Here is a 14,864-nt window from a genome sequence, read left to right on the forward strand (position 1 = left end):
GGGGGTGCCACCCCCCCCCCCCTCCCCCCCGCCCGCGCCCCCCGGCGGCGCCCCCCCCCCGCGGCCCCCCGCGCCCTCGGTCGTTGTGCGTTGACAGCATCTGCGGTGCAGTCAGCGGTCCCGCCCTCCGCAAGCAGGAGAGGGTCGTCAGCGCGCCAAGGAATCGACGCTATCCGAGATAGGGAGTGTCACGGCCTTCGAGGTGATGCTTGAGGCGGAGTCGAACGGTGTCATGGATGGGGATGTGAGGGAATTCGGCAGGGTCGATGAAGCGGACGTCCGTCGACTCGTCGCTGATGCTGATCGTGCCGCCGATGACGTGGGCGCGGTAGGTGACCGTGAATTCCTGGCGGACTTCGCCGTCGGGGTAGGCGATGACGTGCGCAGGGTCGCTGTAGATGCCCAGCAGACCGGTGACCTCGACGTCCAGGCCGGTCTCCTCCCGTACCTCGCGGACGACGCACTGTTGCAGGGTTTCGCCGATGTTCATTGCGCCGCCGGGTAGGGACCAGTTGCCGGAGTCGCTACGCCGCTGGAGCAGCACGCGGCCGTACTGGTCGGTGACGACGGCGGCGGCGGCGGGGACGAGACTGTTGGCGACCGGTGCTTGCGGGTCGTGGTAATAGTCGCGCCGGCCGGTCACCGGGCTTCCCTCGGGTAGGCGGTGGTGGTCTGCCATACCTGCTCGAACTGGTCGGCGTGGGCGGCGAAGATGCCGTGCGGCGAGAGTTCGCGCAGGTGCAGGGCGGGGTGTTGGTAACCGCGTGCGCGGTACAGGTGCGGGGTGACGATCATCTGGTGGTCGAACCGGAACACCGAGTTGTACAGATGCACGGCGTGCAGGCCGATCTCCACACCGGGCACGTCGTGGAGGGGTGCGCAGAAGTTGAGGGCGTTGCGGATCCGGCCAGGTAGTGTGCCCCCGATCTGTTCGAGGGCGTCGCGTTCGGCGACGTGCGGGCAGTCGGGATCGGCGAACGCGAGCCGGACCTGAGCGCCGTCCGCAGCCTTGTCGGAGATGAGCTGCATCGTGTTGGGCAGCAACTCAAGCAGAAACGGGTAGGCGTAGCCGAGCAGGTCGATCCGAGTGGTCGCGCCGGTGAGCAGCGCGGCCCAGACATGGTGCGGGATGTCGGCGCGGTGGGCGTAGGCGGCGACGACCTCGGCGGTGGCCTCCGCGCCGGGCGCCTGGTCGGGACGGGTCTGGGGCCAGAGGTCTGCTTCGGTCTCGCCGAGGGCGTCGGCGACGGCGAGCCGGGTGCGCTGGTGCGGGACGCGGCCGGCGAGCCACCGGGTGACGGTCTTGACATCGACACCGACAGCCGTGGCAAGAGCGGCCGAGTCGAGGTGGGCGCGGAGCATGGCCGCGCGGAGGCGGTGACTCATACCGCCCCACGGTAGTGGACACGTCGGGACGCATCAGGGGCGTGGAAGTGTCCGGCATGGTGTCTATCGGGACGTTGGGGTGCCGTGGGCCGGCTCTTAAGTTCAGCGGCAGGGCCTCGCCGGTCCGCTTGCGGCAGATTCGCCGGGCTGGCGAGCGCCAGGGGGAAGGGGTCCTCGACTCCCCCGGAGGGCCTCTTCCCCTCTCCAAACTATCCAGGAGGGTGGTGGGACTGTTGTCTGCGCATCAGCCGGTACGGCCGCAGTGGACCTGCACGGCGTGCGGAGCACCGTGGCCGTGCAGAACCAGGAAACGGCAGCTCATCGAGGAGTTCAGGGGCGCGCGGATATCGCTGCTGCTGTATCTGTCCGCGTACCTGGTACAGGCGTGTGCCGACCTGCCGCTTACGCCGTCTGGGCTGTTGCACTCGCGGTTTCTCGCCTGGCCGCGCTCAGCCCCCCTGCGCGACGAGCCGCCGCAGTGACGTCAGCCCTTCTCCAGGTACTCCGCGCGGTCCTCGTCCACCAGCGCGGCCACCGACGCGGCCAGCGCCGGATTGCGGGTCAGCTCCGGGTCGTCCCCGATCAGGCTGATGGCCTCGGCGCGGGCGTCGCGGATCAGGTCGGCGTCGCGTCGCAGGGACAGCAGCCGCAGGTGCGAGCGGTGCCCGGACTGGGTGGCCCCGAGCACGTCGCCTTCGCGACGCTGTTCGAGGTCCAGTTCGGCGAGCTTGAAACCGTCGCTGGTGGAGGCCACCGCGTCCAGCCGCTCCCGCGCCGACGAGCCCTCGGCCGCCTCGCTGACCAGCAGGCAGAGCCCGGCGGCCGCGCCCCGGCCGACGCGGCCCCGGAGCTGGTGCAGTTGCGAGACGCCGAAGCGGTCGGCGTCCAGCACGATCATCACCGTGGCGTTCGGCACGTCCACGCCGACCTCGATCACCGTGGTCGCCACCAGCACGTCCAGGTCGCCGGCCGCGAAGGAGCGCATCACCGCGTCCTTCTCGTCGGCGGGCAGCCGACCGTGCAGCACCCCGATCCGCAGCCCGTGCAGCGGTCCCTCGGCCAGCAGCGGCGCCACCTCGGTCACCGCCAGCGGAGGCCGCCGGCCGTTGTCGTCCTCGGGCGGCGGCTCCTCGTCGGACACCGGGCCGTCCCCGATGCGCGGGCACACCACGTACGCCTGGTGGCCGGCGGCCACCTCCTCGCGCAGCCGACGCCAGGCCCGGTCGAGGAAGGCCGGCTTCTCGGCGGCCGGGACCACGTGCGAGGCGATCGGCGACCGTCCCCGGGGCAGCTGGGAGAGGGTGGACACCTCCAGGTCGCCGTAGACGGTCATCGCCACCGTTCGCGGGATCGGCGTCGCCGTCATCACCAGCGTGTGCGGCGGCTGGTCGGCCTTGGCGCGCAGCGCGTCGCGCTGCTCCACCCCGAAGCGGTGCTGCTCGTCGACCACCACGAGACCCAGGTCGGCGAAGTCGACGCCCTCGTAGAGCAGCGCGTGGGTGCCCAGCACGATGCCGGCGGCACCGCTGGCCACCTCACCGAGCGCCCGGCGACGGGCCGCCGCGCCCAGCGAGCCGGTGACCAGCTCGACCCGGGTGGCGTGGTCGGCGGAGTCCAGCTCACCGGCCCGGCCCAGCGGCCCGAGCAGGTCGAGCATGCCGCGGTAGTGCTGCGCGGCCAGCACCTCGGTGGGGGCCAGCAGCGCGGCCTGCCCGCCCGCGTCGACCACCTGGAGCATGGCCCGCAGGGCCACCACCGTCTTGCCCGAGCCCACCTCGCCCTGCAGGAGGCGGTGCATCGGGTGCGCGGCGGCCAGGTCCTCGGCGATCTCCGCGCCCACCTCGCGCTGGCCGGCGGTCAGCTCGTACGGCAGCCGGGCGTCGAACGCGTCCAGCAGCCCATCGACGCGCGGCGGCCGGGGCCGGGCCGGCCAGTCGGCGGCCCGGTGCTTGCGCTGCACCAGCGTCAACTGGACGGCGAACGCCTCGTCCCACTTGAGCCGCCGTCGCGCCCGGTGCAGGGCCTCCTTCGTGGACGGTCGGTGGATCTCCCGCAGCGCCGCGCCCAGGTCGACGAGGTTGCGGCTGGCCCGGACGGCGGCCGGCAGCGGATCGTCCGGCGGGGTGAACGTGTCCAGGACGACCCGTACACAGCGGGCGATGACCCAGGTCGGTACGGCAGCGGCGGCCGGGTACACGGGGATCAGCGCGCCCGCGAACTCCTCGATCTCGTCGTTGACCGCCGCCTCACCCTCGCCGCCCTCGCCGAGCAGGACGTACTCCGGGCCGTTGAGCTGCCGTTTGCCCCGGAACTCGGTGACCTTGCCGGCGAACAGCCCCCACCGGCCGGGCCGCAGCTCCCGTTCGCGCCACGCCTGGTTGCCGAAGAACGTCAGCGTCAGAACACCGCCGGAGCCGTCGCCGACGGTCACCTCGAGCAGGTTGCCCCGACGTTGCCGCATCGGCCGTACGGCGGTGCGTTGCACCTGGGCCAGCACGGTGACCTGCTCGCCGACGTCCAGCGACCGGATGTCGGTGTGCTCGCCCCGCTCGTCGTAACGGCGCGGGAAGTGGTAGATCAGGTCGCCCGCCGTGTGCAGGTCGAGCTGGGAGGCCAGCGCCTTCGCCGTCTTGTCGCCGACGAGCTTCTTCAGCGGCGTGTCCACCGTGGCCGGCTCACTCATTCGACCCCCACCAGGAGCGGATAGAACGGCTGACCGCCCGGGTACGCCTGCACCTCGACGAACGGCCAGCGTCGCGCGACGTGCGCGCGGACGGCATCGGTGAGCCCGGCGGGGGCGTCCACCCCGGCGAGCAGGGTGACCAGATCCCCGCCACCGCCGAGCATCCGGTCGACGACGGCGGCGCAGGTGTCGGTGAGGTCGGTGCCGATCAGGTGCACCTCACCCTCGACCAGCGCCAGCACGTCACCTGGGCGGCAGGGGCCGGCGACCGTGAGCGCCTCGCGGCTGGCGTGGCAGACCTCGGCGTAGCGGCAGGCGCCGGCCGCCTCGGCCATCGCGATCACGTCGTCCTCGAACCGGCGGGTGCCGTCGCGGACCGCGAGGGCCGCGAGCGCCTGCACCGGTGAACGGGTCGGCACCACGCTCACCTTGACGCCGTGCCGGTGCGCCTCGCGGGCCGCCGCGCTGGCGACCGCCTCCGTGTTCGGATCGTTCGGCAGGACGACCACCCGGGCCGCCCCGGTGCCGCGCACCGCGGCCAGCAGGTCACCGATGGACGGGTTGCCGCGCACCACCGTCGCGCCCTCGGCGGCGAACAGCTCGGCGATCCCGACGCCGGTGGCCACCACCACGGCGGCCCGGCCGTCCTCGGTCGCACCGCCGGACGGCTCCGGCTGATCGGCGAAGCGGGTCACCGAGATCCGGTACGGACGGCCGGCGGCGATCCCCGCCTCGACCGCCGCGCCCACGTCGTTGACGTGCACGTGCACGGTCCAGGTGCCGTCCGGCTCGCGTCCGTCACCAACGACGACCAGCGAGTCGCCCAGCGCGTCCAGGGTGCGGCGCAGCGCGGCCACCGCGTCGGCGGGTGCGTCGAGCAGGTACTGCACCTCGTAGGCGTACTCCTCGGAACCGGTCTCGCGCGCGACGGTGGCCGCCGGACGGGCGGTGCGCGGCGGCGGCGCGGGTGGGGTGGCGCTCTCCCCGGTGAGGACCTCGACCAGGGCGTCGAGCAGGACACAGAGCCCGCGCCCGCCGGCGTCGACGACGCCCGCGCGGGCCAGGGCCGGCAGTTGCTCGGGGGTACGGGCCAGGGCCTCGGCCGCCCACCGCGCCGCGTCCCGGGCCACCACCGCCAGGTCGTCGCTGCCCGCCTGCTCGGCCCCGGTGGCCGCGGCGGCGACGACGGTGAGCAGGGTGCCTTCGACGGGACGGCCGACCGCGGTGTACGCGGCGGTGGTCGCCGCCCGCAGCGCGCCGGCCAGGGCCCGCCCACGCACCGCCGGCACGCCGACGACCGCGTCGGCGAACCCGCGCAGGATCTGCGAGAGGATGACGCCCGAGTTGCCCCGCGCGCCCAGCAGCGCGCCCTGCGCCATCAGCCGCAGCGCGTGCCCGTGGGCGGTCGGGCCGCTGTCGGGGAGGGTGTCCAGGTCCATCGAGAGCGCCTGCTGCGCCGAGGTGAGGGTGAGCACCAGATTGGTGCCGGTGTCGCCGTCCGGCACGGGGTAGACGTTGAGCTGGTCGATCTCGCCCTGGTGGCGCTTGAGCGCGACCAGCCCGCTCGCGCACCAGCGGCGGACCGTGGCGGCGTCGAGGGTGTCCAGCACGGGCAGAAGCCTACTGGCGCGCGCCGACACACGTCGGACTCGTCCGGCGTGTCCGGTTGCGCCGACGCCCGACGGGCCCCCACCCTCCCGGCCCGCACGAGCGGGATCCGCCCGCCAGGTACAGTTGCCGCCGGAACCACCCCCGTCACCCGGCGGGCCGGCCACCAGCCACTGAGCGGTGGGGCGGCTGCTCCGCGGGTCAGGGCGGTTGGTCACCTCGGCGGGGCATCGGGTAGGCTGACGCGGTTGCCCGGGCAGCACCTGCCGGCGACCTCATGAACGTTTCAATCCCAGGAGTATCCCGTGGCTAGCGTGTGCGACGTCTGTGGCAAGGGACCGGGCTTCGGCCACAACGTGCCCTGGTCCAAGAAGAAGACCAACCGCCGCTGGAACCCGAACATCCAGTCGGTGCGCACCCCGGCCGGTGGTGGCAACACCAAGAAGCTGCAGGTCTGCACCTCGTGCATCAAGGCCGGCAAGGTCACCCGCGCCTGACGCGGCAGCACCAACTCTTCTCGTTCGGCTCAGCCGGCGGGCCCTGCGGCCCGCCGGCTCTGTCGTGTCCGCACCCGGCTTGACGCCGGCCGCTCAGAGCGTGCGGCCGAAGGAGACGCAGCCCTCCGCGTCCTGGTAGAACCCGAAGTTGGGAATCCGGTCATAACCGGCGGACGCGTACATGGCGATCGCCTCGGGCTGCTTGTCCCCGCACTCCAGGACCATCCGCTTGCGGCCGTGCTCCCGGGCCGAGCGCTCGACGGCCGCGAGGACCGTCCGCGCCACGCCGCGTCCACGCGCGGTCGGGGCGGTGTACATCCGCTTCAGCTCGGCGGTGTCCGTGCCGTGGCTGCGCCAGCCGCCGCAGCCGACCGGCTCACCGGCCAGGTAGGCGACGAGGAACGCGCCGTCCGGCGGCTCGAACTCGCTCGCCGCCACCGGGGTGTCGTCGCCGGTGCCCCCGTACCGGGCGGCCAGGTCAGCCAACGCGGCCTTGATCAATTGTTGCGCCACCGGCGCGTCGAACCGCACCAGCCGAATCTCGATCTCACTCACGGTATCCAGGGTACGGCCGCCGCGTGGCCTCAGCGGAAGTGGTCCCAGCCCCGGGGCCCGTCGTAGGCACCGCCGTCGACCGTCACCCCGACACCGTCCGTCACCGTGCCGATGGGCCGCCACTGCGGCGGCAACGCCACCGTCGCAGGGAAGGTCGCGGCCAGCGCGTGGTCCTCGCCACCCGCCAGGATCCAGGTGTACGCGTCGACACCGAGCGCCTGCGCGGCATCCGCCATCTGCCGGGGCACCTCGAAGGCGTCGCGGCGCACGTCGATCGCCACACCGCTGGCCCGCGCCACGTGCCCCAGGTCGGCGAGGAGCCCGTCCGAGACGTCGATCATCGAGGTCGCGCCGAGCTGGGCGGCCTGCGGCCCGGCCGGGTAGGGGACGTTCGGTCGCCGGTACGCCTCGACCAGCAGCCGGGGAGTGCGGAAGCCGCGGCTGAGCACGGTCAGCCCGGCCGCCGCGTACCCGATGCGGCCCGCCAGGGCCAGCACGTCGCCGGGACGGGCGCCGGAGCGCACCACCGGCGCCCGGCCACCGAGGTCGCCCAGCGCGGTCACCGCGATGGTCAGGGTGGGGCTCGACGACATGTCCCCGCCCACCACGCTCGCGCCGACCGTGGCGGCCTCCGCGGCCAACCCGTCGGCCAGCTCCTCCGCCCAGCTCGCCTCGAGGTCGGCGGGCATGCAGAGGGCGACCAGCAGTGCGGTCGGGACGGCGCCCATCGCCGCGACGTCGGCCAGGTTGGCGGCGGCGGCCCGGTGACCGACGTCGCGCGCCGACCCCCAGTCCCGCCGGAAGTGCCGCCCCTCGACGAGCACGTCCGTGCAGGCGACCACCCGGCCGTCCGGCGCGGCCACCACCGCCGCGTCGTCACCCGGACCGAGCACCGTCGTCGGGCCCATCGCCAGGCGGGCGGTGACCCGCCCGATCAGCCCGAACTCGCCGATCCCGGCCACGCTGGCGGCACTGCCGGCGTTCGACCCGTTCTGCCCGGCACCGCCGCGCTCGCTCACCGCTGCTCCTTGACCACCGATAGGGATCAGACCTGGTCCGTAAGGTAGTTTCACCCTTCGGGCCGCCTTCGGGCGGCGACGGACGGAGGTCGAGTCGTGGTACAGGCGTACATCCTCATCCAGACCGAGGTCGGCCGCGCACGGGACGTGGCGGGTCTCATCGCGGACATCGCCGGCGTGGTACGCGTCGACGCCGTCACCGGGCCGTACGACGTGGTCGTCCTCACCGAGGCGAACACCGTCGACGAGCTCGGCAAACTCATCGTCAGCAAGGTGCAGATGGTGCCCGGCATCACCCGCACCCTCACGTGTTCGGTGGTGCGGCTGTAAGTGGACGAGATGACGACCCCCTCGGCGGTTCGGGACGACGGCGAGCGGGAGCCGGCGGACACCGCGCCCGAGCCGGCTGAAGGTACCCACGCGGACGCCGATCCGGCCGTCGACGCGCCGGCCGGCCGGGACCGGACCGTCCGGGGAGCGGCCCTGCTCGCCACGGTGATCGCACTACCGGTCACGCTGCTGGTGGCCGTGCTGGCCTTTGCCAAACTCGCCCCGGAGACGCCGACCGCCGCGCCGAGCCCGTCGGCGAGCACCACCCGGGCACAGTCCAGCGCGCCGGTCGAGATGGCCGCGCCGGCGCTGGCCGAGCGCCCGGCCACGGTCTGCCGGGCGCTGCTCTCCCAGCTCCCGCAGACCATCCGCGACCTGACCCAGCGTCCGGTCACGGCGGGCCCCGAGCAGAACGCCGCCTACGGCGACCCCGCGCTCACCGTGGCCTGCGGCGGCGCCGAGCCGACCATTCCGGCCACCGACGAGGTCTGGGTGGTCAACCGGGTCTGCTGGCACCCCGTCGAGGGGACCGACATGACGGTGCTCACCACCGTCGACCGGGAGACGCCGGTGACGGTCCGGATCCCGCGCTCCTACCCGCAGCCGCTGCAGTGGGCCGCCCCGATCTCCAGCGCCATCGTGGCGTCGGTGCCCTCGGGCGGCGCCGTCCCCGCCGGCTGCCAGGGCTGACGCGCCGACGCATGGCCCGTACGACGGGCCACGCGTCGAGGACGTCCTCGGCTCAGTGCAGGCCGACGCCGCGCCGCTGGGCGGTACGGATCAGCCGGCTGACCAGCTTGGGGTACTCCAGGCCGGAGGCCGCCCACATCCGGGGGAACATCGACGTCGGGGTGAACCCGGGCATCGTGTTGATCTCGTTGAGGTAGACGTCCAGGTCCGGGGTGACGAAGAAGTCGGCCCGAGCCAGGCCGGCGCAGTCCAGCGCGGTGAACGCGCGGACCGCGTACTCCTGCACCTGGCGGGTCACCTTGTCGGGCAGGCCGGCCGGGATGTCGTACTCGCAGGAGTCGTCGAGGTACTTGGCCTCGAAGTCGTAGAAGTCGTGGTCGGCGACGACACGCACCTCGGCCAACACGGACGCCTCGGGGGTGCCACCGGCCTCGCCCTCCAGCACACCGCACTCGATCTCGCGGCCGACGATCGCGGCCTCGATAATGACCTTGGGGTCGAACTGCCGGGCGGTGGCGACCGCCTCGTCGAGCTGCGCCCAGTCGGTCACCCGTGTGATGCCGAACGAGGAGCCGGCGCGCGACGGCTTCACGAAGACCGGCAGGCCGAGCCGCTTCTTGTCCTGCTCGCTCAGCGTCATCCCGTTGCGCAGCACCGCGTACGCGCCGACCGGGATGCCCTCGATGGCGCAGAGCTTCTTGGTGAACTCCTTGTCCATCGCGGCGGCGGAGGCGAAGACGTTCGCCCCCACGTAGGGGATGCCGGCCATCTCGAGCATGCCCTGGATGGTGCCGTCCTCGCCGTACGTGCCGTGCAGCACGGGGAAGACCACGTCCACGTCGGCCAGCGCCCGGGGCCCTTCGGTCGGGTCGAGCACCATCAGCCCGTTGCCGGTGGGGTCGGCCCGTAGCACGATGTCCGCGCCCGACTCGGCGGTGATCTCCGGGAGCTGGCGGGCGTCGATGGCGAGTTGGGCGGGATCGCCACTGGTCAGCACCCACTGGCCGGCGCGGGTGATGCCGACCGGCACCACCTCGTACTCGTCGGGGTCGAGGGCGCCGAACACGCTGCCGGCGCTGACGCAGGAGATGCCGTGCTCCGGGCTGCGGCCGCCGAAGACGATCGCCACGCGGGTCTTGCCTGGGGTGGTCACTCCGGTCACCTCTTCGTACGCGGCTGCGGCTGGTCGTGCTCGCCGGTGGCGCTCACCCGGTTGACCTTACTGTGCGTGGCGATCAGGCGCGGCGATACCCGGCGAGCCACGACGCGACACGGCATTCGGTCAACAGAGCATATACGGTGTGTGACGGAATGGTGGGGTCGATCAGTCCCGGGAGTGCCGGCGACCGACCGCGATCACCTTGACCCGCTGCCGGCCGGCCCGGACCATGCCCAGCGCCATGAAGGCGCCGGCGATCCGGTCGGCGGCCTCCCTGCTGCTCGCGCCCACGACCTGGCGGCGACGCTCGGGGGCGACCCGCTCGTTGCGGTCGATGCCCTCGACGGGACGCACGTCGGTGAGCACGACCAGGAAGCGGGTCATCCCCGAACCCCGGGGCGCGGGGGCGGAGACTTCGGACCGGTACGCACGTCGTCCCCTTCCGGCGGTCGGGCACGGGCGGCACGCGGCGATCGGGTACGGGGGAGAAACCCGATCGCCGCGCGCCCTATCCCCTCCGGTCGCTCACCACCACCGTCGCCACGACAACCGGCGGTGAGGACGCGATAACAGATTGACACGTCTACAGCCATGAATGCAACTCTCATCGGCCATCTCTCATGTACCCGTTCCCATAAATGTGTGCGACCATCGATGCATGGCCCCCAAGACCGCCCGTGCCCGCCGACTCGGCATCGCCCTACGCCAGTTCCGGGAAGCCGCCGGGCTGACGCTGGAGTCCGCCGCAGACGAGATCAACAGCACCCGCAGCACCCTCTCGCGCTACGAGAACGCCCAGACGCTGATCAGCCCGGCCACCGTGCGCGCCCTGCTCACCTCGTACGGGGTGACGTCCGAGGAGGTGGCCGCCGCGGTGCAACTCGCCAAGGACGCCCGCAAACCGGGCTGGTGGGTGTCGTACTCGTACCTGCTCGACCCGCGCACCATCGACTTCATCGCCCTGGAGGCGGAGGCCACCGCGATCTCCAACTTCGAGCCGTCGGTGGTGCCCGGCCTGCTGCAGACCGCCGACTACATCCGCGGAGTGATGCGCGGCGGCCCGCACACCCTGGGCGACGAGCTGGTCGAGCAACGGGTCAAGATCCGGCTCGACCGCCAGCAGCGGCTCACCGCCGACACCCCACCCATCCTCGACGCGATCATCGACGAGGGCGCGCTGCTGCGCCCCGTCGGCGACGAGTCGGTGATGGAGGGCCAGCTGCGGCACCTCGTCAAGATGGCCGAGCTGCCGAACATCACCGTCCAGGTGATTCCCCTCTCCGCCGGCTACCACCGGGGCACCCGTGGCTCGCTGCACATCCTGGAGTTCGCCGATCCGGAGGACCCGATCATCGCGTCGGTGGAGACCGTCGCCGGTCAGATGATCCTCGACCGGGCGGGCGAGACGCGTACCTGCACCAAGATCATGGAGCATCTGCGCAGCGTGGCGCTCAGTCCGGCGGACAGCCGGGCGATGCTCCTGTCAGTCCTGAAGGGACGGTAGGAGACCGATGACACCGACGATCTCAGCGGCGTTGGCCACGGCGGCGTGGCGCAAGAGCAGCCGTAGCGGCGACGAGGGAGCCTGCGTGGAGGTGGCCGCGATCCCCCGACTGGTGGCCGTCCGCGACTCCAAGGACCCGGCCGGCCCGGCCCTGCTGTTCCCCCCGGCGGCCTGGGCCACCTTCGCCCAGGCCCCACCGCGCCGCTGACCACTCAGTAGGACCCGCGCCCCGCCGACCGGGCTGGACACAGCCCGGAACGCGGGGCGCGGCCAGGTGGGGGTCAGGCGACCAGCGGGCGGGGCTCCGGCGCGGCACGTACGGCCTCCAGGGCGGCGATCGCCACGCCACGGGCGCCGGCCATGTCGCGGTCCGGCACGAGCGCGAAGGTGGCGACGGCGGCCTGCTCCGCGCGGAGCACGGTGTGCTCGCGGACCGTCGCCAGGAACCAGTCCCGGAATGCCGGCGCGGCCTCCACCACACCGCCACCGACGAAGTACGCGTGCGGGTCGGTGAAGTTGGCCGCCAGGGTGAACAGGCGGCCCAGCGCCATCGCCTGCTGGGTGAAGAGGTCCCGGGCCAGCGCGTCACCCCGCTCGCCGTAGCCCCGCACGAGCTTCGCCGCCCGTGCCACCGGCTCGGCCGCGAGGGGGTGGTCGGGATACCGGGCCAGCCAGTACGGCAGCAGGTTGCGCTCGATGCCGGTCAGCGACGCGATGCTCTCGACATCGCCGGTGAAGCCGCAGGCGCAGGTCGGCTCCGACTGCTCCGCGCCGAGCAGGCCGCCCAGCGGGATGTGCACGTGACCCAACTCGCCGGCCATGCCGGCTGCGCCGGCGATCACCCGGCCGCTCTCGACCACCCCGCCGCCGAGGCCCGTGCCGACGATCGCCGAGACCGACGACCGGGTCATCGCCTCGTCACCGAAGTACACGTGGTGGGCGTAGAGCGCGGCCGCGTTGCCGTCGTTGTGGTAGATCACCGGCAGGCCCAGCCGACGCTCCAACGCGCCTCGGACGTCGAAGCCACGCCAGGCCGGCTGCGAGAAGTTGGTCGAGCCGCGCGACGAGATGACGCCGGTCGCGCTCGCGGGTCCGGGGGTGTCGAGCCCGACCGCCCGGACCAGCTCGCGCGGAACAGCGGTCTGCGCCAGCGCCCCGTCCAGCGCCCGCGCCAGCGCCTCGATCGCCGCCTCCGGGCCGGCCTGCACCTCGCTGGGGATCTCCAGCAGGCCGTCGACCAGGAAGCGGCCGTCCACCGTCAGCACGGTGGCGTTGTTGCTGGTGCCGCCGTTGTCCAGGCCGACGACCACCGGCACCCCTGCGCTGCCCACCGCAACCGCCTCCCGCCCTCATGAGTGTGAGCCGAGGCTAGTGCCAACCCCGCTCCCCCGCCACGTCACTCCCCCTCCCGACCCCGGATCCCCGCGATCTTGCACTTTCTGTGGCGACAAAGGGCACGTATAGCCACATCTAGACCACCGAAAGTGCAAGATCGCGGCGAGCAGGCGCGCGGGAGAGCGGGGTCAGCGGGGGCGGCGGGCTGTTATGGCTGTCGCGTCGCGGTCTTCGTCGTGGTGGACGGCGGGGGTCAGGCCGGCTGCCTGGAGGGCCGCGCACAGCGCGTCCACCTGCGTCTCGCCGGCCTCGACCACCAGGTGACCGCCCGGGGCCAGCCAGGTAGCCGCCTCGACGCCCACCCGGCGCAGCACGGCCAGCCCGTCCGGCCCGCCGTCGAGCGCCACCGGGGCCTCGTGCAGCCGCGCCTCCGGCGGCATCAGGGCCACCGCGTCGGTCGGCACGTACGGCGCGTTGGCGACCACCAGATCGAGTCGCCCCCGCCAGCGCTGGGGCAGCGGGGCGAACAGGTCACCCTCGTACACCTCGGCGGCCAGCCCGGCGAGGTTGCGCCGGGCGCAGGCCACCGCCACCGGGTCGATGTCGGCGGCGGCCAGCCAGCGCGGCGCGAGCCGGTGCGCCAGCGCGACGGCGGCAGCCCCGGAGCCGCAGCAGAGGTCGACCACGGCCGGGGCGGGACCGGTCAGCTCGACCGCCACCTCGACCAGCAGGGCCGTCCGGCCGCGCGGCACGAAGACGCCCGGGTCGACGCCGATCCGGAGGCCGCAGAACTCCGCCCAGCCGAGCACGTACTCCAGCGGCTCACCGGCCACCCGGCGGTCGGTCAGCTCGGCCAGTGCCACCGGATCGTCGGTGGCGGCGAGCAGCAGCTCGGCCTCGTCCTCGGCGTACACACAGCCGGCGGCGCGCAGCCGACCCACCAGGGCCGACCGGTCGATCGGCGGTGACTTCACTCAGGCCCCCGCGCTGGCGTCCAGCGCGGCGGCGATGTCGGCCACCAGATCGGCCGTGTCCTCGGCGCCGCAGGAGAGCCGGACGAAACCGGGGTCCGTGTCGTCGCCCCACTGGGCCCGCCGGTCCGCCGTGGTGTGCAATCCGCCGAAGGAGGTGGCAGCCGCCACCAGCCGGGCGGCCTCGACGAAGCGGGCTACCCGATCGGCGTCGCCCAGGTCGAACGACAGCACCCCGGGCATCCGGCGCATCTGCGTCGAGGCCACCGCATAGGCGGGGTCGGCCGGCAGCCCCGGCCAGCGCAGCCCGGTCACGTCCGGACGGGCCGCCAGCAGGTCGGCGACGGCGGCGGCGTTCGCGCTCTGCCGGGCCAGCCGCAGGTCGAGGGTCGCCAGCGACCGGTGGGCCAGCCAGGCGTCGAACGCGCCCGGCACCGAACCGGTGCTGGTACGCCAGAGCGTCACCGCCTCCACCACCTCGGCGGACCGGCTGGCCAGGTAGCCGAGCAGCAGGTCGGAGTGGCCGGTGAGCGCCTTCGTGCCGGAGGCCACCACCAGGTCGGCGCCGAGGTCCAGTGGACGCTGCCCGAGCGGGGTGGCCGTGGTGTTGTCGACCGCGAGCAGGGCGCCGGCGGCGTGCGCCCGCTCCGCCAGGGCGGCCACGTCGACCACGTCCAGGCCCGGGTTGGCGGGGGTCTCCACCAACACCAGCCGGACGCCCTCGAACGACGGGTACGGGCCGACGGTCGGCACGAAGAGCACCCGTACGCCGATCGTCTCCAGCACGGCGGTGGCGAACGCCCGCACCGGGAAGTACCCGTCGGAGGGCAGCACCACCGTGTCCCCCGGGCGCAGCAGGGTGAACAGCGCACCGGTGATGGCGGCCTGACCGCTGGCGAAGACGCGGCAGTCCCCGCCCTCCAACTCGCCCACCGCGGCTTCCAGCAGCCGCCGGGTCGGGTTGTCCGGGCGGCCGTAGCCGTTCGGCGACGCGTCCGGCCCCTGCCGCGGGTCGAGGTGGTACGGCGCGGCGAACACCGGCCCCGGCAGGAACGGGTCACCCGGTGCCGGCTCCGGCAGGCCGGCGCGGACACAGCGGGTACCGTCTCCCCACTCGCTCATCAGGT

17 protein-coding genes are annotated in these 14,864 nt (G+C 73.3%); 6 read left to right on the plus strand and 11 right to left on the minus strand.

Annotated features, from left to right (window positions below):
* Positions 1-169 precede the first annotated feature (169 nt).
* Positions 170-643: an NUDIX domain-containing protein gene (locus AB0I89_RS24635; protein WP_357131132.1), complete on the minus strand. Its 474-nt coding sequence runs from the start codon at positions 641-643 to the stop codon at positions 170-172.
* On the minus strand, positions 640-1,362 hold the full coding sequence (locus AB0I89_RS24640; RefSeq protein ID WP_357131267.1) for an XRE family transcriptional regulator: 723 nt from the start codon (positions 1,360-1,362) through the stop codon (positions 640-642). The genes AB0I89_RS24635 and AB0I89_RS24640 overlap by 4 nt, the downstream gene beginning before the upstream one ends.
* Before the next feature lie 248 nt (positions 1,363-1,610).
* On the opposite strand from AB0I89_RS24640, the gene AB0I89_RS24645 reads away from it, so the two are divergent.
* Positions 1,611-1,868 carry a flavin reductase gene (locus tag AB0I89_RS24645; protein ID WP_357131134.1) on the plus strand — a complete coding sequence of 86 codons (258 nt, stop codon included), beginning with the start codon at positions 1,611-1,613 and terminating at the stop codon, positions 1,866-1,868.
* A 2-nt stretch (positions 1,869-1,870) separates the two neighbouring features.
* On the opposite strand, the gene recG is transcribed toward AB0I89_RS24645, so the two are convergent.
* The gene (gene recG / locus AB0I89_RS24650; protein ID WP_357131137.1) at positions 1,871-4,069 is read right to left on the minus strand and encodes an ATP-dependent DNA helicase RecG; all 2,199 of its coding nucleotides are present in this window, start codon (positions 4,067-4,069) and stop codon (positions 1,871-1,873) included.
* Positions 4,066-5,679 (minus strand): DAK2 domain-containing protein, encoded by a 1,614-nt coding sequence (locus tag AB0I89_RS24655; protein ID WP_357131140.1) that lies wholly within the window; start codon positions 5,677-5,679, stop codon positions 4,066-4,068. The genes recG and AB0I89_RS24655 overlap by 4 nt, the downstream gene beginning before the upstream one ends.
* A gap of 303 nt (positions 5,680-5,982) precedes the next feature.
* Between AB0I89_RS24655 and rpmB the strand changes: the two genes are divergently transcribed.
* Complete coding sequence (rpmB, locus tag AB0I89_RS24660; protein WP_091671657.1) at positions 5,983-6,174, plus strand: 50S ribosomal protein L28; 192 nt, start codon at positions 5,983-5,985, stop codon at positions 6,172-6,174.
* A gap of 93 nt (positions 6,175-6,267) precedes the next feature.
* Here rpmB and AB0I89_RS24665 read toward each other — a convergent pair whose 3' ends face one another.
* Both AB0I89_RS24665 and AB0I89_RS24670 read right to left on the minus strand, forming a co-directional pair.
* Positions 6,268-6,729, minus strand: a complete 462-nt coding sequence (locus AB0I89_RS24665) for a GNAT family N-acetyltransferase (RefSeq protein ID WP_357131143.1) — start codon at positions 6,727-6,729, stop codon at positions 6,268-6,270.
* Positions 6,730-6,758: 29 nt separating this feature from the next.
* Positions 6,759-7,691 carry a thiamine-phosphate kinase gene (locus tag AB0I89_RS24670; protein WP_357131270.1) on the minus strand — a complete coding sequence of 311 codons (933 nt, stop codon included), beginning with the start codon at positions 7,689-7,691 and terminating at the stop codon, positions 6,759-6,761.
* Positions 7,692-7,844: 153 nt separating this feature from the next.
* On the opposite strand from AB0I89_RS24670, the gene AB0I89_RS24675 reads away from it, so the two are divergent.
* Together AB0I89_RS24675 and AB0I89_RS24680 are read left to right on the plus strand one after the other, a co-directional pair.
* On the plus strand, positions 7,845-8,078 hold the full coding sequence (locus tag AB0I89_RS24675; RefSeq protein WP_007456453.1) for an Lrp/AsnC ligand binding domain-containing protein: 234 nt from the start codon (positions 7,845-7,847) through the stop codon (positions 8,076-8,078).
* 9 nt (positions 8,079-8,087) lie between these two features.
* Positions 8,088-8,768: a DUF3515 family protein gene (locus AB0I89_RS24680; RefSeq protein ID WP_357131146.1), complete on the plus strand. Its 681-nt coding sequence runs from the start codon at positions 8,088-8,090 to the stop codon at positions 8,766-8,768.
* 52 nt (positions 8,769-8,820) lie between these two features.
* Here the strand turns inward: AB0I89_RS24680 and AB0I89_RS24685 are convergent, their stop codons facing one another.
* Together AB0I89_RS24685 and AB0I89_RS24690 are read right to left on the minus strand one after the other, a co-directional pair.
* Complete coding sequence (locus AB0I89_RS24685) at positions 8,821-9,921, minus strand: D-alanine--D-alanine ligase family protein (protein WP_357131149.1); 1,101 nt, start codon at positions 9,919-9,921, stop codon at positions 8,821-8,823.
* A 171-nt stretch (positions 9,922-10,092) separates the two neighbouring features.
* On the minus strand, positions 10,093-10,311 hold the full coding sequence (locus AB0I89_RS24690) for a hypothetical protein (protein WP_088946586.1): 219 nt from the start codon (positions 10,309-10,311) through the stop codon (positions 10,093-10,095).
* A gap of 274 nt (positions 10,312-10,585) precedes the next feature.
* Between AB0I89_RS24690 and AB0I89_RS24695 the strand changes: the two genes are divergently transcribed.
* Both AB0I89_RS24695 and AB0I89_RS24700 read left to right on the plus strand, forming a co-directional pair.
* On the plus strand, positions 10,586-11,431 hold the full coding sequence (locus AB0I89_RS24695) for a helix-turn-helix transcriptional regulator (protein WP_357131152.1): 846 nt from the start codon (positions 10,586-10,588) through the stop codon (positions 11,429-11,431).
* A gap of 7 nt (positions 11,432-11,438) precedes the next feature.
* A complete protein-coding gene (locus tag AB0I89_RS24700; RefSeq protein ID WP_357131155.1) occupies positions 11,439-11,639 on the plus strand; it encodes a DUF397 domain-containing protein in 201 nt (66 codons plus the stop codon).
* Positions 11,640-11,712: 73 nt separating this feature from the next.
* On the opposite strand, the gene AB0I89_RS24705 is transcribed toward AB0I89_RS24700, so the two are convergent.
* The 3 genes from AB0I89_RS24705 to AB0I89_RS24715 all read right to left on the minus strand — a co-directional run bounded on the left by AB0I89_RS24705 (position 11,713) and on the right by AB0I89_RS24715 (position 14,859).
* Positions 11,713-12,762 (minus strand): ROK family protein, encoded by a 1,050-nt coding sequence (locus tag AB0I89_RS24705; protein ID WP_357131159.1) that lies wholly within the window; start codon positions 12,760-12,762, stop codon positions 11,713-11,715.
* Between the two features lie 192 nt (positions 12,763-12,954).
* On the minus strand, positions 12,955-13,740 hold the full coding sequence (locus AB0I89_RS24710) for a putative protein N(5)-glutamine methyltransferase (RefSeq protein WP_357131162.1): 786 nt from the start codon (positions 13,738-13,740) through the stop codon (positions 12,955-12,957).
* Positions 13,741-14,859, minus strand: a complete 1,119-nt coding sequence (locus AB0I89_RS24715) for a cystathionine gamma-lyase (RefSeq protein WP_357131165.1) — start codon at positions 14,857-14,859, stop codon at positions 13,741-13,743.
* Between the last annotated feature and the right edge of the window lie 5 nt (positions 14,860-14,864).

The sequence above is a fragment of the Micromonospora sp. NPDC049801 genome (genome assembly GCF_040656575.1).
Classification (GTDB): Bacteria; Actinomycetota; Actinomycetes; order Mycobacteriales; family Micromonosporaceae; genus Micromonospora.